At 67.6% G+C, this 19,011-nt stretch carries 17 protein-coding genes; 10 read left to right on the forward strand and 7 right to left on the reverse strand.

What is annotated here, in order from left to right; genetic code table 11:
- Positions 1-85: 85 nt before the first annotated feature.
- The 8 genes from ffh to ABD231_RS23025 all read left to right on the forward strand — a co-directional run bounded on the left by ffh (position 86) and on the right by ABD231_RS23025 (position 10,184).
- A complete protein-coding gene (gene ffh, locus ABD231_RS22990; RefSeq protein WP_344155518.1) occupies positions 86-1,654 on the forward strand; it encodes a signal recognition particle protein in 1,569 nt (522 codons plus the stop codon).
- A gap of 154 nt (positions 1,655-1,808) precedes the next feature.
- On the forward strand, positions 1,809-3,095 hold the full coding sequence (locus ABD231_RS22995) for a lytic transglycosylase domain-containing protein (RefSeq protein WP_344155520.1): 1,287 nt from the start codon (positions 1,809-1,811) through the stop codon (positions 3,093-3,095).
- Between the two features lie 215 nt (positions 3,096-3,310).
- A complete protein-coding gene (locus ABD231_RS23000) occupies positions 3,311-4,453 on the forward strand; it encodes a lytic transglycosylase domain-containing protein (RefSeq protein ID WP_344155523.1) in 1,143 nt (380 codons plus the stop codon).
- A 25-nt stretch (positions 4,454-4,478) separates the two neighbouring features.
- The gene (locus ABD231_RS23005; RefSeq protein ID WP_344155526.1) at positions 4,479-5,555 is read left to right on the forward strand and encodes an amidohydrolase family protein; all 1,077 of its coding nucleotides are present in this window, start codon (positions 4,479-4,481) and stop codon (positions 5,553-5,555) included.
- Positions 5,556-5,696: 141 nt separating this feature from the next.
- Positions 5,697-7,037, forward strand: coding sequence for an N-acetylmuramoyl-L-alanine amidase (locus ABD231_RS23010; RefSeq protein ID WP_344155529.1), 1,341 nt, complete (start codon positions 5,697-5,699; stop codon positions 7,035-7,037).
- A gap of 64 nt (positions 7,038-7,101) precedes the next feature.
- Positions 7,102-8,334, forward strand: coding sequence for a sensor histidine kinase (locus tag ABD231_RS23015; protein ID WP_344155531.1), 1,233 nt, complete (start codon positions 7,102-7,104; stop codon positions 8,332-8,334).
- Entirely contained in the window at positions 8,325-8,963 is a 639-nt protein-coding gene (locus ABD231_RS23020) for a response regulator (protein WP_344155533.1), read from the forward strand. The genes ABD231_RS23015 and ABD231_RS23020 overlap by 10 nt, the downstream gene beginning before the upstream one ends.
- 96 nt (positions 8,964-9,059) lie before the next feature.
- Positions 9,060-10,184, forward strand: a complete 1,125-nt coding sequence (locus ABD231_RS23025; RefSeq protein ID WP_344155535.1) for a S1 family peptidase — start codon at positions 9,060-9,062, stop codon at positions 10,182-10,184.
- Between the two features lie 52 nt (positions 10,185-10,236).
- Here the strand turns inward: ABD231_RS23025 and ABD231_RS23030 are convergent, their stop codons facing one another.
- The 7 genes from ABD231_RS23030 to ABD231_RS23060 are packed head-to-tail and all read right to left on the reverse strand — an operon-like array spanning position 10,237 to position 16,675.
- Positions 10,237-11,022 (reverse strand): M23 family metallopeptidase, encoded by a 786-nt coding sequence (locus ABD231_RS23030; RefSeq protein WP_344155537.1) that lies wholly within the window; start codon positions 11,020-11,022, stop codon positions 10,237-10,239.
- A 58-nt stretch (positions 11,023-11,080) separates the two neighbouring features.
- Positions 11,081-12,427, reverse strand: a complete 1,347-nt coding sequence (locus tag ABD231_RS23035) for a flotillin family protein (RefSeq protein ID WP_344155540.1) — start codon at positions 12,425-12,427, stop codon at positions 11,081-11,083.
- A gap of 25 nt (positions 12,428-12,452) precedes the next feature.
- Positions 12,453-12,647 carry a hypothetical protein gene (locus tag ABD231_RS23040; RefSeq protein WP_344155543.1) on the reverse strand — a complete coding sequence of 65 codons (195 nt, stop codon included), beginning with the start codon at positions 12,645-12,647 and terminating at the stop codon, positions 12,453-12,455.
- A 42-nt stretch (positions 12,648-12,689) separates the two neighbouring features.
- The gene (locus ABD231_RS23045) at positions 12,690-13,514 is read right to left on the reverse strand and encodes a carbohydrate ABC transporter permease (RefSeq protein WP_344155546.1); all 825 of its coding nucleotides are present in this window, start codon (positions 13,512-13,514) and stop codon (positions 12,690-12,692) included.
- Positions 13,511-14,434 (reverse strand): carbohydrate ABC transporter permease, encoded by a 924-nt coding sequence (locus ABD231_RS23050; protein ID WP_344155549.1) that lies wholly within the window; start codon positions 14,432-14,434, stop codon positions 13,511-13,513. The genes ABD231_RS23045 and ABD231_RS23050 overlap by 4 nt, the downstream gene beginning before the upstream one ends.
- Positions 14,431-15,723 (reverse strand): ABC transporter substrate-binding protein, encoded by a 1,293-nt coding sequence (locus tag ABD231_RS23055; RefSeq protein ID WP_344155552.1) that lies wholly within the window; start codon positions 15,721-15,723, stop codon positions 14,431-14,433. The genes ABD231_RS23050 and ABD231_RS23055 overlap by 4 nt, the downstream gene beginning before the upstream one ends.
- A 4-nt stretch (positions 15,724-15,727) precedes the next feature.
- Positions 15,728-16,675 (reverse strand): carbohydrate kinase family protein, encoded by a 948-nt coding sequence (locus ABD231_RS23060; protein WP_344155555.1) that lies wholly within the window; start codon positions 16,673-16,675, stop codon positions 15,728-15,730.
- A gap of 128 nt (positions 16,676-16,803) precedes the next feature.
- Here ABD231_RS23060 and ABD231_RS23065 point away from each other — a divergent pair, with 128 nt between their 5' ends.
- Positions 16,804-17,556, forward strand: a complete 753-nt coding sequence (locus ABD231_RS23065) for a DeoR/GlpR family DNA-binding transcription regulator (RefSeq protein ID WP_344155558.1) — start codon at positions 16,804-16,806, stop codon at positions 17,554-17,556.
- Between the two features lie 49 nt (positions 17,557-17,605).
- Complete coding sequence (locus ABD231_RS23070) at positions 17,606-18,949, forward strand: 6-phospho-beta-glucosidase (protein ID WP_344155561.1); 1,344 nt, start codon at positions 17,606-17,608, stop codon at positions 18,947-18,949.
- Positions 18,950-19,011 lie beyond the last annotated feature (62 nt).

Below are 19,011 nucleotides of genomic sequence, written 5' to 3' on the forward strand. Positions count from 1 at the left end.
CAGGGATGCGGTCGGTCTGGAGGGGCGTGGGGTGGCCGGTAGACTCGGGGAGTTGTTCGGTGCTCGCTAGAGGATGGACTTTCCCGTGTTCGACACGCTTTCCGATCGGTTGTCAGCTGCGTTCAAGAATCTGCGCGGCAAGGGCAAGCTGACCGACGCCGATATCGAAGCGACGACGCGGGAGATCCGGATCGCGCTGCTGGAGGCGGATGTCGCGCTGCCGGTGGTCCGGGAGTTCATCGCGAAGATCCGCGAGCGGGCCAGCGGGGCCGAGGTGCGCGGGGGGCTGAACCCGGCGCAGCAGGTGATCAAGATCGTGAACGAGGAGCTGATCGGCATCCTCGGCGGGGAGACCCGTGAGCTGCGGATGGCGAAGCGGCCGCCGACGGTGATCATGCTGGCCGGTCTGCAGGGTGCTGGTAAGACGACCCTGGCCGGGAAGCTGGCCAAGTGGCTGAAGGAGACCAAGCACCAGACGCCGATCCTGGTCGCGGCCGACCTGCAGCGGCCGAACGCGGTCACCCAGCTCCAGGTGGTCGGCGAGCGCGCCGGGGTGCCGGTCTACGCGCCCGAGCCGGGTAACGGTGTCGGCGATCCGGTGGACGTGGCCCGGAAGGCGATGGACGAGGCTCGGGCCAAGCAGCACAGCGTGGTGATCGTCGACACGGCCGGCCGGCTGGGTGTCGACGAAGAGCTGATGAAGCAGGCCGCCGACATCCGCGACGCGGTGAACCCGGACGAGATCCTGTTCGTCGTCGACGCGATGATCGGTCAGGACGCGGTGACCACCGCGCAGGCCTTCCTCGACGGTGTCGGCTTCGACGGCGTGGTGCTGTCCAAGCTCGACGGTGACGCCCGCGGTGGCGCGGCGCTCTCGATCGCGCAGGTGACCGGCCGCCAGGTGATGTTCGCCAGCAACGGCGAGAAGCTCGAGGACTTCGACGTCTTCCACCCTGACCGGATGGCGTCGCGCATCCTCGGCATGGGTGACGTGATGAGCCTGATCGAGCAGGCCGAGCGCACCTTCGACGCGGAGGCGGCCGCGAAGACGGCGGCCAAGCTGCAGAAGAAGGGCGGCAAGGACTTCACCCTGGACGACTTCCTCGCCCAGATGCAGTCGGTCCGCAAGATGGGCCCGCTGACCAAGATCTTCGGCATGCTGCCCGGCGCCAGCCAGTTCAAGGACCAGCTGGAGAACTTCGACGAGCGCGAGATCGACCGGATCGAGGCGGTCATCCACTCGATGACGCCGGCCGAGCGCAACGACCCGAACATCATCAACGGCTCCCGCCGGGCCCGGATCGCGAAGGGTTCGGGCACCGAGGTCGCGACCGTCAGCGGTCTGGTCGAGCGGTTCTTCGAGGCCCGCAAGATGATGGCCGCGATGGCGTCCGGCAAGGGGATCCCGGGCATGCCCGGGATGCCGGGGATGCCCGGCGGCGGTGCCGCCGGTGGGCGCAAGGCGAAGCAGCAGAAGCTGGCGAAGGGCAAGAAGCGCGGCTCGGGCAACCCGGCCAAGCGGGCCGGCGGTGGCGGTGCGCCGCAGCCGCAGGAGCCGCAGCCGGGTCAGCTGCCGGCCGCGTTCGGCGGCGGCCAGAACGGCGGCGATTTCGAGCTGCCCGACGACCTGAAGAAAATGCTCGGCGGGCAGTAGCCTGATGTGACGGGGGGATGGTGCTGCCCGATCGGACAACCGGTCACTGCACGAAGTGACACCCCGTTACCCGTTGTCGATGATCCTGGGCCCGCTAAGATCGTGCCTACGCCCGGAGAAAGTCGGTACTGCGGATCGTCGAAGGACGGATCGGATGAGGCAGCAGTTCAAGAACCTGGACACGTGGCGGGGGAAGCTCACCGCCACCTGGGTGTGCTTGGCTCCGCCGACCGCGATGGTCGCCGTGTTCGTGATCGGCGGCGTCACGTCGAACACGTTCATCGTCGACGCGCACGCCCTGGCCGGCCAGCGCCCGGACTCGGTCTTCGACGATCTGGTCAACGACGTACCGAACCAGCCCGGTGTCGACGGCAGCCTGCCGACCCAGGAGAAGTCCACGGTCACGGTTCCGGTCACCGGGACGACCGACGGCAGCGTCCAGCCGATCCCCGGGGTCCCCGGTGACGCGTCCGGCATCCCCGGCACCGTCCTGGCGGCGTACCAGAAGGTCGCGAACGACCTGGCCGTCGCGAAGCCGAACTGCCACATCACCTGGCCGCTGCTGGCCGGGATCGGCAAGGTCGAGTCCGACCACGCGAACGGCGGCAAGGTCGACGCGAACGGGAACACCAACGGCCAGATCCTCGGCCCGGTGCTGAACGGCGGGCCCGGGATGGCCGCCATCTCCGACACCGACCAGGGTCAGTACGACGGCGACAAGCAGTGGGACCGCGCGGTCGGGCCGATGCAGTTCATTCCGGGGACCTGGAAGTCGTTCGGGGCCGACGGTAACGGCGACGGCGTGAAGAACCCGCACAACGTCTTCGACGCGGCCCGGGCCGCCGGTGACTACCTCTGCTCGGGCGGGGCCAACCTGGCCGATGCCCAGGGGCTCGTGCAGTCCGTGCTGCGGTACAACCACTCGATGGACTACGTGTCCACCGTGCTGCGCTGGATGCAGTCGTACAGCAAGCAGACCGTGAAGGTGCCGGACACCCCAGGCGCGATCGACCCGCCGGACGACGACGGCAACGTCACCAACCCGACCCGCAACACCACCACCCCGACGCCGACCCCGACGCCGACGGTCACCCCGACGCCGACTCCCAAGCCGACGCCGACCAAGACGCCGAAGCCGACGCCGACCAAGCCGAGTACGCCGACGACGTCCACCCCGACGCCGAAGCCGCCGTACACGCCGACGCCGACGCCCCGGCCGACGCCCACTCCGACGCCGACGCCAACCCCCACGCCGACCCCGCCGGTCTGCACGCCGACGCCGACACCCACCCCGGAAGGCACTCCGACGACTACGCCGGACAGCACTCCCACCGGGCAGCAGGCGCAGGCCGACGACCCGGCGACCCCGCCGCCGTGCACCACGCCGACCCCGACGCCGGCCGGCGCGACCCCGGAAGAGGCGCCGAAGGCCGGTAGCTGAGCCCCTCGCAACACCCCTTTGACCTGCACGTTTTCGTGCTGTTGGGTGCCCGTTTCCGGGGGCCCTTGCGGGTCAGGTAACTTTGCACCGACTTGATGTAACTTTCTGGCGCATCGGTCGTTGAGCCGACTATGCGCCTAACCCGTAGTGGAAACCGTCGGGTCAAAATCGTCATCGCGTCACTGTGCACAGTCCCGCTCCTGGTCGGGGCCATCGTGACAGTGGCTTCGGGCGGGGCCGGTGCCTCCGGTCAGCTCGCGACGGACAGTCCGGTAGCTCCCCAGCCTGGAGCCGGACTGAACAGCGGTGAGTTCGACGAACTGACGATGATCGTGCCGCAGCGTCCCGGAGTGGACGGCCGGCTCGGATCCGACAAGCCCGCCCGTGCCGACGTTCCCGTGCAAGGGGCCACCGACGGCCGCTCCGTCGTCCGCCCCGGGCGGCCGGACGCCGTCAACGGCATCCCGCGCGGGGTCTTCCCCGCCTACCGCCGCGCCACCGCGAATCTCGCCGTGGTCCGGCCGAACTGTGGTCTCACCTGGCCGTTGCTGGCCGGGATCGGCAAGGTCGAGTCCGACCACGCCAGCGGCGGCCGGGTCGACGTGGCCGGCACCACCCGCGGCAAGATCTTCGGCCCGATGCTGAACGGCAAGGGCGGTAACGGCAAGATCCCCGACAGCGACAAGGGGAAGTACGACGGCGACCTGACCTGGGACCGCGCCGTCGGGCCGATGCAGATCATCCCGCAGGTCTGGGCCGACTACGGCGCCGACGGCAACGGCGACGGCTTCCGGAACCCGAACAACGTGTACGACGCGGTGACCACGGTGGCCGTCTATCTCTGCGCCGAGGGCGACGACCTGAAGCGCCCGCGGGACCTGGTCGAGTCGCTGCTGCGGTACCAGCACTCCAAGGACTTCGTCGCCACGGTGCTGAAGTGGATGCGCGTCTACAGCAAGAACGCGGTCCTGATCCCGAACGAGAAGGGTCAGCTGTCGGTCCCGAAGCCGACCGGTAACGCCGAGCGCAAGGTCGACCCGCGCCAGGTCCCGGACGTGCCGGACGACAACACCAAGACCCCGACGCCGACGCCGACGAAGAAGCCGCCGACAACGCTGCCGACGACGACGCCGGACCCGGTGGACGAGCCGACCAAGCCGCCGACGCACAAGCCGACGAAGCCGCCGACACAGCGGCCGACGCCGACCCCGACGCCGACTCCCACGCCGACGCCGACCCCCACTCCGACTCCGACGCCGACACCCACCCCGACGCCGACGGACACCCCGACCGGTACGCCGTGTACGGCCGACCCGACCAACCCGACGTGTACGCCGGGCGGCGGCTCGCACGGCTGACCAAACCCCGGGATACGGTCGACCCATGACCGTACTCAAGCTCGTTGGCACGGTGTTGCCGTCCGGTGAGCAGCAGGAGCTGTATGTCAGTGGCGGGCTGGTCGTCGACCGGCCCGCCACTGGCGATGCCACCACCGTGCACACCGGCGGCTGGATCATTCCGGGGCTGGTCGATGCGCACTGTCACATCGGGCTCGACACTCACGGTGGTGTCGATCGGGAGACCGCGGAGCTGCAGGCGATCGCCGATCGGGACGCCGGGGCGCTGCTGGTCCGCGATGCCGGCTCGCCGACCGACACGCGCTGGATCGACGATCGGCCGGATCTGCCGAAGATCATCCGGGCCGGTCGGCACATCGCCCGTTCGAAGCGCTATATCCGCAACTATGGCTGGGAGATCGAGCCCGCCGAGTTGGTCGCGTACGTCGAGCAGGAGGCCCGCCGCAGTGACGGCTGGGTGAAGCTGGTCGGCGACTGGATCGACCGCGAGGCCGGCGACCTGACCCCGTGCTGGCCCGCCGAGGCGCTGAACGCGGCCATCGCCCGCGCGCACGAGCTCGGTGCCCGGGTGACCGCGCACGTGTTCGGTGAGCATGCGCTGCCCGATCTGCTGGCTGCCGGGATCGACTGCATCGAGCACGGCACCGGCGTCGAACCGGACATGCTGGCGATGATGGCCGAGCGGCAGGTGGCCGTCGTACCGACGCTGATCCAAATCGAGAACTTCCCCGAGTACGCCGAGCAGTCGGCCGGCAAGTTCCCGCTTTACTCGGCGCACATGACCGACCTGTACGAGCGGCGGTTGCATCGGCTCCGGGATGCGTTCGAGGCGGGCGTCCCCGTGTACGCCGGAACGGACGCGGGCGGTGTCCTCGGGCACGGACTGATCGCGCAGGAGATCCAGGCGCTGACCGCGATCGGCATGTCGGGTGAGCAGGCCTTGGCGGCCGGATCCTGGGCCGCGCGCGAGTGGCTCGGCGTACCGAACACGCTGCAGCCGGGGGACCCGGCCGACCTGGTGGTCTACGACGAGGATCCGCGAGTGAACCCGGCCGTCCTGTCGCACCCGAAGGTGATCTGTCTGCGTGGCATCATCACGTGACGTGGCAACTTCATGTCGTGACCGGAAAAAGTTCACTCAATCGCTGGTCATGACGGAAGGTTTTCGCCTAGCGTGACGGCTAGCTTGTCTCCGGGACCATCGACCGCCCCTCGGTGGACCGGCCAAGGGAAGGAACCGCCCATGGGGAAATCCGCCCGAGTACCCGTGTCCAAACTCTCCGCACTGCTGGCCGCAGCGGCCGCCGGTGCGCTCGCACTCAGCGCTCTGCCGAGTAACGCCGCCCAGCCGTCAGAGCCTGTCGGCACCGCCCCGGTCGACATCTCGACTGCCTTTACCAACGCGTCCGCGAAGTACGACGTACCGCGTGAGGTGCTGGTCGCGGTCGGGTACGCGGAGTCGCACCTGGACGGTCATGACGGCAAGCCGAGCCAGGCCAACGGCTACGGCGTCATGCACCTGGTCAGCAACAACAAGAACCCCACGATGTCCGAGGCCACCAAGCTGACCGGCCTGCCGGTCGAGCAGCTCGCCAAGGACACCCCGTCGAACATCCTCGGCGCCGCGGCCGTCCTCGACTCGTACGCCGACGCGTCGGGCCTGCAGGGTGATGCGCGCAAGGACGCCCGGCGCTGGTACGAGGTCGTCGCCAAGTACTCGCATTCCGCCGACGCGCCGACCGCTCGCCTGTACACCGACGAGGTCTTCCGGATCATCGGAGTCGCCCCGCAGCGTGGCCAGTATGCGAAGGTCGCCCCGCTCGGTACCCAGACCGAGTCCTCGGTCGAGGCCGTCGACTACCCGGGCGCGATCTGGAACGCGGCCAGTCCCAGCAACTACACCGTCGGCCGGACCAAGGCGATCTCCGCGATCACCATCCACGTGACGCAGGGCTCGTACGCCGGAACCATCAGCTGGTTCAAGAACCCGTCGGCCCAGGTCAGCGCCCACTACGTGATCCGGTCCAGCGACGGCCAGGTCACGCAGATGGTCGCCGAGAAGGACAAGGCCTGGCACGTCGGCACCGAGAACGGCTACACCGTCGGCATCGAGCACGAGGGCTGGGTCGACCAGCCGTCCTGGTTCACCGACGCCATGTACCGCTCCTCGGCGGCGCTGACCCGCAACATCGCGGACCGGCGCGGCATCCCGAAGGACCGGGCTCACATCAAGGGCCACAGCGAGTTCCCGAACCAGACGCACACCGACCCGGGTCCGAACTGGAACTGGACCTACTACATGCAACTGGTGAACGGCGGCGACCCGAACCCGCCGACGTACAACTTCACCACCTACGGCAGCGGAGTCCGCGTCCGCGCGACGCCCCGCCTGAACGGCACCATCCTCACCGAGCTCCCGGGCCCGACGCAGGTCTTCGTCACCTGCCAGACCCCGGGCGACACGGTCAATGCCGAAGGCAAGACCAACAGTTGGTGGGCCAAGCTGCGCGACCAGGGCGGCTACATGACGAACGTCTACATCGCCGCCGCCAACCCGAAACTCCCCGGCGTAGCGGACTGCTAGCTGGAGGAAGAAGAGTAGAGCCTGCTGTACCGACCGTGTCCACGTCATGCCGGATGATCGAGGTATGACGTGGACACAGCGGTTGGCTCGCGGGGGACCGGCAAGTGGGTACCTGATGATCCGGTACCTGAAGTCGATGGTGCTGATGGCAGCGACGCCGATCAGTCTGATGCTGGGCTGGCTGATTCCCGGCGTGACGGCTGGTCTGGTCAAGCTCGCGAACAGCGAGCTCTACCGGGCCGGCAAGTACCTCGGCAAGAGCTCTCCTCAGTTGCCGGCCGCGATGCCGCGGGCCTCGGGGGATCTGGTGACGCTGGCCAAGGACCAGTCGTTCAAGCGGAGCCTCTGGCTGTACCTGGGTGTGGTGGCGATGGTGCCGGAGATGTTCGTCGCTGTGAGCGCGATCTTCGCCGTACCGAGTGCAGTGCTGACCGCAGTGCTGTGGCCGGTCGACCCTGGCAACTTCACCATGCTCGGCGTCGAGATCGACAGCTGGTGGGAAGTCCTGTGGACCGCGCCGCTGCAGATTCTGGTTGGACTCGGCCTGCTGGGCTGGGTGGCACCAGCACTCGCCAGAGCCCACGCCAGGACAGTGCAGAAGCTCTTGGCGCCCAGTGCGGAGCAGTTGGAGACTGAGCGGCTCAGTCGGCGCGTAGACGAGCTGACGCGTAGCCGGGCCGGTGCGGTGGACTCGCACGGTGCTGAGCTGCGGCGGATCGAGCGGGACTTGCACGACGGGACTCAGGCTCAGCTGGTGTCGCTGGCGATGCGCATCGGCGTTGCCAAGCAGGTGATGGCGGATGACCCCGAGAAGGCGGCCAAGATGCTCGACGACGCGCGTGACGGAGCCGAACAAGCCATGCACGAGCTACGCGGCGTACTGCGCACTATGTACCCACCGATCCTTCAGGACCGCGGTCTGGCCGGTGCGGTGTCCGCACTGTGCGCGCGCTGTCCACTGCCGGTAGAGCTGCGGATGGGCGAGCTGGGTCAGGTCCCAGCCGCAGTAGAGGCTGCTGCTTACTTCGTCGTGGCGGAGTCCCTCACCAACGTCACCAAGCACTCCGCCGCCGGACGCGTCGACCTCACGATGGAGCGGCGTGGCCCTGAGCTCTACCTGGAGATCACCGACGACGGTATCGGTGGCGCGCGCATCAACGAGCAGTCCGACCTGCTGGGCCGGGGGAGTGGCCTGCATGGCATGCTCCATCGTGTGCAAGCGATCGACGGCCACCTGGAACTGCGGAGCCCGATCGGCGGACCCACCACGATCGAGGTCATCCTTCCGTGCGAGTGATCATTCTCGAGGACAACCCGATCCTGGCCGAGGGGCTCGGTCTGCTGCTGAGCAATTCCGGGTTCGAGGTTTCTGCGGTCGCTGCCGATGCCGACGGTTTCGCCAAGGCGATCTCCGAGCACGAGGTGGACATCGCGGTCGTCGACGTCCGGTTGCCACCGACCTTCACCGACGAGGGATTGCGCGCCGCGATCGAGGCACGCCGGGTCCGGCCCGGCCTTCCGGTGCTGGTGTTCTCGCAGTACGTCGAAGAGATCTACGCGGCCGAATTGCTCGCGGCCGGCAGTGAGGGCGTCGGTTATCTCCTGAAGGACCGGGTCTCCCGCGTCGACGAGTTCCTCGATGCGGTACGGCGGGTCGCGGCCGGCGGTACCGTGCTCGACCCCGAAGTCGTCAGCCAGCTGATGGTGAAGAAGAGCAATCCGCTCGACCGGTTGACACCGCGCGAGCGGGAAGTGCTCGCGCTGATGGCCGAAGGACTCGGCAATGCGGAGATCAGGGAGAAGCTCGTGATCTCCGAAGGTGCTGTGCACAAACACGTTGGAAACGTTTTCTTGAAATTGGACCTGCCGCCGTCCGATTCCGGACATCGCCGCGTGCTGGCGGTTCTGGCCTACTTGGGACTCTGACCCGCGCGGTCTTGACGATCGCTGCGGCGTACGCCACTCTCAGTCCAGAGAGCGCTCTCACACCCACCGAAACCGCCCCTAGGTGAGGAGAGATCCATGAAGGTTCTATTGGCTGCGGTGCTCGTGGTGAGTGCCGTCGGCATCCCCGGCCAGGCTGTTGCCGCAGGCATCGACAAGCCGTTGACCGTCGCCGGTCAGGCCGCCGCGATGCAGAAGGACTTCGGCCTGACCGAGCAGCAGATGAACGCACGGCTCAAGTCCGAGACCGACGCCGCCAAGCTGTTGCCGGCTGCTCAGAAGGCGGCCGGCCCCGAGTTCGGCGGTGCCTGGTACGACGCCGCCCGGCAGAAGCTCGTCGTCGGACTCGCCGGTTCGAGCCGGGCGAACGCCGTACAGGCGGCTGGTGTCGACACGGTCGCGGTACCGACGGCGGCCGCCGTACTGGACAAGCAGAAGAACGCCGTCGACAAGCTGGCCGGGAAGTCGGTCCCGGCGGCCGTCAGTGGTTGGGCAGCGGACGCGAAGACTGGCAGTGTCGTCGTCAATGTCCAAGCAGGTAAGCGTTCTCCGGCCGTCGATGCGTTCGTGGCCAAGATCGCCATGACCGGTGTTGTGACGGTGAAGGAGGTCGCGGCTCAAGCGCCGCGGACGTTCGCGGCCGGCACGGTCGGCGGCGACCCGTACTACGTCAGCAACATTCGCTGCTCGATCGGCTTCTCCGTGCACGGCGGGTATGTCACCGCCGGACACTGCGGCCGCGGCGGTGTGGTCCGTGGCTGGGACGGTTCGAACCAAGGCGAGTTCCGCGGCTGGTCGTTCCCCGGCAACGACTATGCCTGGGTGCAGACCGGCTACGGCTGGTGGACCGTGCCCGTCGTACTCGGCTGGGGTCAGACCAGCGACTCGCTCGTCCGCGGATCGTGGGAAGCGCCGATCGGTTCGTCGGTCTGCCGGAGCGGCTCGACGACGCACTGGCACTGTGGCGCCGTACTGGCCAAGAACGAAACGGTGAACTACGGCAACGGTCAGTTGTTCTACGGAGCAACGAAGACCAGCGTCTGCGCCGAAGGCGGCGACTCCGGCGGCTCGTTCATCACCGGTGACCAGGCTCAGGGCGTGACGTCCGGTGGCTGGGGCAACTGCAGCAGCGGTGGCGAGACGTGGTTCCAGCCGGTCAACGAGATTCTCCAGGCCTACGGGCTGACTCTGCACACCGCATAACAAGGCAGATGCCCCGGATCCCCCGCGCAATAGGGGATCCGGGGCACCTGGTTCAGCACTCCGGTACGCCGGGCAGTTTCGCGTTCGGATCGTCGATGTAGATGTTGGTCATGTAGCCGGTGACCGGTGAGTTCAGCTTGGCCCACCAGTTGTTGGTGTACCCCTCTGCGGTCACGGTGTCACCTTGGACCTGGCAGATCACTCGGACCGACGTCGGACCGCCGAACGTGTGCACGACCGACCCGTTCAGGCGCGGCGTGGACCGGACCCGTACGTCGGAACCCCAGGTCATGAAGGGTTTTCCGGGCCCACTGCAACCGTTGTCGCTGGTCAGGTGGTAGCTGCCGTAGGAGCCCGGATAGGCGAGCCCGCTGCCGTTGATGACGATGTTCTGGCCGGTGCCGTTGTACAGCTGCTCGTAATGGATGTGCGGACCGGATGAGGCGCCGGTGCTCCCGGTCACCCCGATCTGCTGGCCTTGGGAAACGGCTGACCCGTTGGCGACCGAGTAGGCGGACAGGTGGAAGTAGTACGTCTTCCAGCCACCGCCGTGTTCGATCCGGATCCAGTTGCCGGCTCCACCGGCCTGGTACTCCCGGTACGCCGTACCGCCCGCGGATGCGAGCACCGGCGTACCGTTCGTGGTTCCCCCGTCGGAGCGGATGAAGTCGAGTGCACGGCGGACCTCAGCGGAGTGATGGCTGTAGGTCCAGCGTTGGCCACACGGGAACGGGGCCTTGAAATTCGGCGCGGCCTGCGCCTGGGTCGGTGCCGCCACCAGGGTGGCGGCACCGAGCAGGAGCGCGGCGAAAACTGCTAACAATTTTCTGGGCGGCATTTTTGCAGTGTCGCCCGTGAACAACAAACCACGCAAGAGGCTACGTGGTGAATAAATGTCAGGCGGTCTGGTCGGGGACCGGCTCGAGGGTCGGCTTGGCGTCTTCCTTGCTGCTCAGCGACTCGATCAGCTGCTTGGCGAGCGCGAAGCCCGAGCCACCCATGGTGATGGTCTTGACCAAGGTGTCCTCGATGCCCTGGGCACCGTTCAGGACGACCATGTTGCCGACCTTCTCGAACGACGAGGCGGCCGCGGCAACGATCTGCGGGTAGGCCTCGGCCAGCTGCTGCGCGACGACCGCGTCGGTGTTCGTGGCGAGCGCCTCGGCGCGGGCCTTGATACCGGCCGCCTCGGCCATCGCCTTCGCCTGGACGGCGGCGGCCTCGGCCTTACCGGTCAGCTCGGTCGCCTTCGCCTGCGCCTCACCGCGCAGCGTGACCTCGCGGGCGTTCGCCTCGGCGGCCGCGATCTGCGCGTCCCGGGCGGCACCGGCCAGCGTGCGCTGCCGGTACGCCTCGGCGTCGGCCGGCTTCAGCACCGACGACTCCAGCTGCTTCTCGGCCAGCGACGCGTTCAGCTTCGCGGTCTCGGTCTCGGCGACCACAACCTCCTGGCGGGCCAGCGCCTCGGCCAGCGGGCCGGACTGCGACGCCTTCGAGTTCGCCTGGTCGACCTCGGCCTGGTAACCGGCCTGCGCGATCGAGCTCTGCCGTACGGCGGCCGCCTTGGCCGCCGCGGCGACCTGCTCGCGCTCGGTGGCTTCCTTGTCCCGCTCGGCCTGCGCGATTCGTGCGGCGGCCTCAACGGCGGCGGCCTGCGGACGACCGAGGTTGCGGATGTAGCCGGACTCGTCGTCGATCTCCTGGATCTGCAGCGAGTCGACCACCAGGCCGAGCTTCTCCATGTCACCGGCCAGCGAGCCGCGGATGTTCGTGGTCAGCGTCTCGCGGTCGTGCAGCATCTCCTCGACCGTGGTCGAACCGACGATCGCCCGCAGGTGACCGGCGAACAGCTCGTGGATCGTGCCCATCACCTGCTCGTCGCTCTGCTCCAGGAAGCGCCGGGCAGCGTTCGCGATCGAGCCGTAGTCGTCACCGACCTTGTACGCCGTGACGCCCTTGATGTGCAACGGAATGCCCTGGCTGGACACGCAGGTGACGGTCAGCGGGGTCGCGCGGATGTCCAGCGGCAACCGCCGTACGGTCTGGAAACCGGGGAGGACCGCGGTGCCCCGGCCGACGACGATCTTGAAGCCGAGCGTCTCGTTGACCTGCTCGTTGCTCGAGTGCGCCCCGAGACCCGAGATGATGAGCGCCTCGTTCGGTTCGGCAACCCGCCAGACCATCCGGAAGATGATGAGCAGGACGACCAGGGCGACAGCGCCACCGATCAGGTACGTGAGCATTTCCCCTCCAGGGAACCCGTGAGTGTTAGAGCGCGCGCGAGACGTAGACCGTGCGCGGCGGGTCGAAGTCCACGACCACGACCTGCGCACCGACCTCGATCTCTTCGTCGACCGCGGGGTAAGCGTAGAAGGCTTCGGTGGCACCACGCACCGGCAACATCACTTCGCCGACGATTCCTGGTGCGATCCGCCCGATCACGCGTCCCCGCTTGCCAACCATGACGCCCCTCCGACGTACCGCTGCTGCTCCCGGTTCCGGATCTTATCCTCTGATGGCTCCCTCGGTTGCGCCCTTGATGAACTGCCGCGCGAAGACGATGAAGATCACGATCAGCGGCACCATCGCCATCAGTGCACCGGTCATCACCATCGAGTAGTCGACCCCGTGCGAACGGTTCAGGGTCGACAGCGCGACCTGCAGCGTCAGGTGATCGGGGTTGGTCAGCACGACCAACGGCCAGAAGTAGTCGTTCCAGGATCCGACGAAGGTGAAGATGCCCAGGAACGCCAGCGCCGGCCGGGCCGACGGCAGCGCCACGTTCCGATAGACCCCCAGGAAGCCGCAGCCGTCCAGCGTGGCCGCCTCGACCAGCTCGTCGTGGATGGAACTCGAGAAGTACTGCCGCAACCAGAAGATGCCGAAGGCATTGGCCGCGGCCGGGATGACCAGCGCCTTCAAGGATCCGACCCAGCCGAACGCCGCCATCGTCTGGAACTGCGGGATCGCCCCGAGCTGCGCGGGCAGCAGCATCGTCGCCAGCAGGATCACGAACAGCACGTTGCGCCCCGGGAACCGGAACTTCGCGAACGTGAACGCGGCCAGCGAGTCGAAGAACAGCACCAGCAGTGTGGTCGAGACCGCCACCACCAACGTGTTGCCCATCGACTGGAAGAACGCGACGTTCTCCAGTACGGCGCGGACGTTGTCGTCCAGCTGCGAGCCGAGAGTGAACTTCGGCGGGAACCGGTAGATGTCCGCGGTGGTGTTGGTTGCCATCACCAGCGTCCAGTAGAACGGGAACAGGCTCAGGATGCCCGCGACCGCCAGGACGACGTGCAGCGTGACACCGCGCCACTGCCACCTCACTGCTTACCCCTTCCGCCGACCAGCTTCCAGTTGATCGCCGTGAACAGCAGCACGAGCATGAAGATGCTCAGGGCAATCGCCGCGGCGTACCCGTAGTCGTTGTTGAGGAAGGCCTGCTGGTAGAAGTACATGACGATCGTCATGCCGCTCTGGCCGACACCGCCGCTGTTGCCGACCATGACCTGCGGCTCGGTGAAGGTCTGCAGGCCGCCGATGGTCGACGTGACCACGGTGAACAGTACGACGGGGCGCAGCTGCGGCAGGGTGATCGAGAAGAACGTCCGGGCCGGGCCGGCGCCGTCCACCTTGGCCGCCTCGTACTGCTCCTTCGGGATCGCCTGCAACCCGGCCAGATAGATGATCGTGTTGTACCCGGCCCATTGCCACACGATCATCGTCGAGATCGCGATCTTGATCCCCCACGGTTGCCCGAGCCAGTCCTGGGTCTCGATGCCGAGGGCCCGCAGTCCGGAGTTGATCAGCCCGAAGTTCGTGCTGAAGACGGCCGCGAAGAAGATCGCGGCCGCGACCAGCGACGTGATGTTCGGGATGAAGTAGGCGACCCGGTAGACACTCGAGAACCGGACAGCGGAGTTGAGCATCACCGCCAGCACCAGGGCGATCGCCAGCGTCGGGACCGTGGACATGAAGAACAGCACGACCGTGTTCTTCAGGGCCAGCCAGAACGTGCTGTCCTCGAGCAGGAAGGCGAAGTTCTGCAGGCCGACGAAGGTCCGCGGCGTGAACCCGTCCCATTTCTGGAACCCGAGCAGGATCGTCGAGGCCATCGGGTAGAGCCCGAAGACCAGGAACAGGATGTAGAACGGCGACAACGCCAGGTAGAACCGCCAGTACGACAGGACGCCGCGGCGGCGCCCTCGTCGTACCGGCTTGGTGGGAGCTTGTGCGGTCAGCGTCACTGAACGCCCTGACGTTTGCCGATCTGCTTGGCCTTCTCGACGGCCTCGGCCCAGCCCGCGTCGGAGGTCTTCTTGCCGACCTGCACCAGCTTCAGCGCGTCGGTGAACGGTACCGAGAGGGCCGCGTCCAGCGGGGCCTCGTACGCGATCGGAATGTCCTTGGCAGCCGGCCCGAACACCTCGATCGGCACCTGACCACCGAAGAACGGGTCGGCCGCCTTCAACTGCGGCTTGTCGTACGCCGCCGGCGTCGCCGGGAAGATCTGCGCGTCGGTGAACGCCTTGGCCTCGTTGTCCGCGCTCAGCATGTACTTGATCACCTCGAACGCGGCCTTCGGGTCGGGTGCGTTCTTGGTGATCGCCAGGAACGAGCCGCCGAAGTTCGCCGGGCCGCTCGGGGTCGGCGCGAGCCGCCACTTGCCGACGCTGGTCTTCGCGGCGGCCTTGACGTCGAGGGCGACCCAGGCCGCGCCGACGATGGTCGGCACGGTGCCCTGGTCGAGACCGGCGTTCCAGTCGTTCGACCCGCCGAGTGACCTGCCGTCCACCTTGAGCGTGATCGCCTTCACCGCGGTGTCCCACGCCTTGCGGATGTGGTCCTGGTCGCCGATGAACTTGTTGTCCTTGTCGATGTAGCGCGACGTGCCCTGGTTGACGATCGTGCCGTACATGTCGACCGCGTCCGCGACGATCAGCGCCTTCGGGTTCTTCGCCTTCAGCTGGACACCGGCCTGCAGGAAGTCGTCCCAGGTCTTGATCTGCTCGGCGACGGTCTTCGGATCCCCGGGCAGGCCGCCCGCGGTGAAGATGTCCTCGCGGTAGAACAGCGCGGTCGGGCCGATGTCGATCGGGATGCCGAGCACCTTGCCGTCCAGCGTCGTGGCCTGCTTGACCTTCCACTCCAGGTACTGGCTGAGGAAGGCGTCGTCGGCGCCGATCGTCTTCAGGTCCACGAACCGGCTCGCCTGCGGCAACAGCGAGGCGATGTCCTCACCCTTGATGCCGGTGATGTCCGGGATCGACGTACCGCCGCTGAACGTGGTCAGCAGCTTCTGCTTGAAGTCGCCGCCGACCTCGGAGTACTTGATGTGCTGGTCCGGGAAGTGCGCGATGGTGTCGTCCAGGACGGACTTGCCCAGACCGCCCGGCCAGCACCACAGCGCCAGGTTGCCGGTGGCGTTCTTCTTCGGCGTCGAGCCGGTGTCCATTCCGGACGAGCAGGCGACGACGGTGCCGCCGAGCACGGCTGCGAGGCCCCCAGCAAGCAGCGTTCGACGTGACAGATCCATGGTCTTACCTTCCTGAGTGTGCGCTGATCAGCGCTTCGAGGTGCCGGTCTTCGGGGTGTTCTCGCTGCCACTGGGCGAGGTCTTCCCAGCGCGGGGCGGCATCTGCGCCGCCGAGCTTGGTGACCGACAGCGCTGCGGTGAGGGCGGCGAAGCGGACCCGCTGCGCGAGCGGCAGGTCCCAGAGCGTGGCCGCGATGAAGCCGGCGGCGAACACATCACCCGCCCCGGTGGTGTCCGCCGCCGGGACTGAGAAGGCCGGTACGGCGACGCGCTCGCCGGTCCGGCCGTCGATCGCCTCGGCCCCGTGCGCGCCGTTGGACACGACGACCACCGGGACCTTCGTGGCGAGTGACTCCAGCGCCGCGCCCGGCGACGTCGTACGGGTGTAGGCCATCGCTTCGTCGGCGTTCGGGAGAAAGACGTCGACGTGCTCGAGCTGGTCGAGGACGGCGGGATCCCAGTGCTCACTCGGATCCCAGCCCACGTCGGCGAACACCAGACTCCCGGCGGCCTTCGCCTTGGCCAGCCACTCGTTCGGCCAGGGACCGATGTGGGCGGCAACGGCCTTGGCTCTGGGCGGCGTACTGATGAGGTCGTCGGCCGACAGCGGGGGAGTGGTACCGCGGGTGACCAGCGCCCGATCGTTGTCATAGGCAAGGGCCACGGTGAGCGGGGTCGGCCAGTTGCCGAGCTTGCGGGACAGGCTCAGATCAATGTGCTCCGCTTGCAGGCGATCCCACAGTCGTGCGCCCAGATCGTCGACCCCGAACGTCGCTGCCATCCCCGTGCGCAGCCCGAGCCGCGCGAGGGCGACCGCGAAGTTGGCGATGCCGCCGGGGCTCTCGTGCGAATCCGTCGCCCAGACCTCGGTGCCCGGCCGCGGGGGCGTGGGCAGGCCGAGCACCAGATCCTGGAACACCAGGCCTGATACGACCACGTCAAGCTCGTTCATGAGCTGTCCCACACTCCTGCAGGTCTGATCAAACTCTTGCGTGAATCTTGAACCCGACCGTCAAACTTTTCAATACCCAATCACGGTTGTGACTGAAAATGACAGAGTTTGCGTGATACGGTCGTGATGTGTTGCCGAAGCAGCGTCAGGACGAGATCGTGCGCGCACTCCGGGCCGACGGGGCCGGAGGTGTGAAGGTGCTGGCCGCCCGGTTGGGCGTCAGCGAGGCGACGATCCGTCGCGACCTCGAGCAGTTGCACGACGAGGGCCGGCTGACCCGGGTGTACGGCGGCGCTCTCGCCGTCGACGGCGGGGATGAGCCGTTCGCCGACGTGAACGCCGTCCATGCCGCGGAGAAGGACCGGATCGCGCGGCGGGCCGCCGAGCTGGTTCAGGACGGCGAGTCGGTGCTGCTCGATATCGGGACCACGGCCTTGCGCGTCGCCCAGCACCTGCATGGGCGATCACTGACTGTTGTCACGAGCAACCTTGCTGTGCTCGAGGAACTGCAGTACGACGAGTCGATCGAGCTCATCGTCCTCGGCGGTTTCGTCCGGCGCAGCTATCGCTCACTCGTCGGGTATCTGACCGAGGAGAGCCTGCGGCAGATCCACGTCGACTGGCTGTTCCTGGGCACGAGCGGGGTTCGCCCCGACGGCCGCGTGATGGACAGCACGATGATCGAGGTCCCGGTGAAGCGCGCGATGATCCAGGCCGCCGACCGTGTCGTGCTGCTCGCCGACGCGACCAAGTTCCCCGGTCACGGCGTCGCCCGCGTCTGCGAACCCGGCGAACTGCATACGGTCATCACCGAGCCCGCCGCCGATGAGGCGACCCGGGCCCAACTAACAGAAGCCGGCGCCCAAGTGGTGCTCGCATGAGCCTCGCACGCGGTGCGTGCTTTCGGACGTTACGACAGGTGGGTACGGAGTGAGACTGACAATCCTCGGCGGCGGCGGATTCCGCGTCCCGCTCGTCTACCACGCCCTCCTGGGCGACCACGGCCCCGGCCGCATCACCGAAGTCACCCTCTACGACACCGACCGAACCCGCCTCGACTCGATCGCCGCCGTACTCCGCCAGCAAGCGGTCGGCGTGCTGGAACCGCCTGTGGTGACCGCTACTACCGACCTCGACGACGCATTGCGTGGTGCCGACTTCATCTTCTCGGCTATTCGCGTGGGCGGGCTCGAGGGGCGGACTGTCGACGAGCGGGTGGCGCTGGATCTCGGCGTACTGGGTCAGGAGACGGTCGGGGCGGGTGGGATCGCGTATGGACTGCGGACGATTCCGGTGGCGACGGCGATCGCGCAGCGGATTGCGGCGATTGCTCCGGAGGCCTGGGTCATCAACTTCACCAACCCGGCCGGGATGGTGACCGAGGCGATGATCCCGTACCTCGGTGACCGCGTGATCGGGATCTGCGACTCACCCTCGGGTCTCGGTCGGCGGGCTGCGCTCGCACTCGGCGTGGATCCGGCGACCGCGTTCTACGACTACGCGGGGCTGAACCACCTGGGTTGGTTGCGCGGTCTGCGGTCCGGTGGGGTCGACCGGCTGCCCGAGCTGCTGACCTCCACGGAGGAGCTCACTTCCTTCGAGGAAGGGCGGCTGTTCGGGGTGGACTGGTTGCGGTCCCTCGGTTCGATTCCGAACGAGTACCTGCACTATTACTACTTCGCGCGCGAGACGCTGGCCGCCGTACAGGCTGTCCGGCAGACTCGCGGGACGTTCCTGCTCGAACAGCAGTCCGCGTTCTACGCCGAGACGACCCAGCACCCCGACCAGGCGCTCGAGCTGTGGCAAAAGACCCGCGCCGAGCGCGAATCGACGTACATGGTGGAGAGCCGCGAGGTCGCCGACGCAGGTGAACGCGACGAACGCGACATGGCCGCCGGCGGCTACGAACAAGTCGCCCTCTCCCTGATGCGCGCCATCGCCCACAACGAACGCGCATCCCTCATCCTCAACGTCCGCAACCGCGGCATCCTCCACCACCTCGACGACGACGCCGTAGTCGAAATCCCCTGCACCGTCGACGCCAACGGCGCCCTCCCACTCGCCGTCTCCCAACTGACCGACCACCAGGCCGGCCTGGTCACCGCCGTCAAAGCCGTCGAACGCTCCACCATCGAGGCCGCCACCACCACCTCCCGCTCCGCCGCCCTCCGAGCCTTCGCCTGGCACCCCCTAGTCGACTCCGTCACCGCCGCCCACCACCTCCTCGACGCCTACACCACCCACCTCCCCGACCTCACCTACCTCCGCCCCTAGCCACCCCGCCCCTAGCCACCCCGCCCCTAGCCACCCCGCGCCTAGCCACCCCCGCGCCTAAC

This window comes from Kribbella yunnanensis (assembly GCF_039529655.1).
GTDB lineage: Bacteria > Actinomycetota > Actinomycetes > Propionibacteriales > Kribbellaceae > Kribbella > Kribbella yunnanensis.

What these genes read in the sequence shown, in the direction of transcription:
- ABD231_RS22995 (WP_344155520.1), top strand. Translation starts at nt 1,809, where the DNA reads ATGAGGCAGCAGTTCAAGAACCTGGACACGTGGCGGGGGAAGCTCACC.
- ABD231_RS23005 (WP_344155526.1), top strand. Translation starts at nt 4,479, where the DNA reads ATGACCGTACTCAAGCTCGTTGGCACGGTGTTGCCGTCCGGTGAGCAG.
- ABD231_RS23010 (WP_344155529.1), top strand. Translation starts at nt 5,697, where the DNA reads ATGGGGAAATCCGCCCGAGTACCCGTGTCCAAACTCTCCGCACTGCTG.
- ABD231_RS23015 (WP_344155531.1), top strand. Translation starts at nt 7,102, where the DNA reads ATGACGTGGACACAGCGGTTGGCTCGCGGGGGACCGGCAAGTGGGTAC.
- ABD231_RS23025 (WP_344155535.1), top strand. Translation starts at nt 9,060, where the DNA reads ATGAAGGTTCTATTGGCTGCGGTGCTCGTGGTGAGTGCCGTCGGCATC.
- ABD231_RS23030 (WP_344155537.1), bottom strand. Translation starts at nt 11,022, where the DNA reads ATGCCGCCCAGAAAATTGTTAGCAGTTTTCGCCGCGCTCCTGCTCGGT.
- ABD231_RS23035 (WP_344155540.1), bottom strand. Translation starts at nt 12,427, where the DNA reads ATGCTCACGTACCTGATCGGTGGCGCTGTCGCCCTGGTCGTCCTGCTC.
- ABD231_RS23040 (WP_344155543.1), bottom strand. Translation starts at nt 12,647, where the DNA reads ATGGTTGGCAAGCGGGGACGCGTGATCGGGCGGATCGCACCAGGAATC.
- ABD231_RS23055 (WP_344155552.1), bottom strand. Translation starts at nt 15,723, where the DNA reads ATGGATCTGTCACGTCGAACGCTGCTTGCTGGGGGCCTCGCAGCCGTG.
- ABD231_RS23060 (WP_344155555.1), bottom strand. Translation starts at nt 16,675, where the DNA reads ATGAACGAGCTTGACGTGGTCGTATCAGGCCTGGTGTTCCAGGATCTG.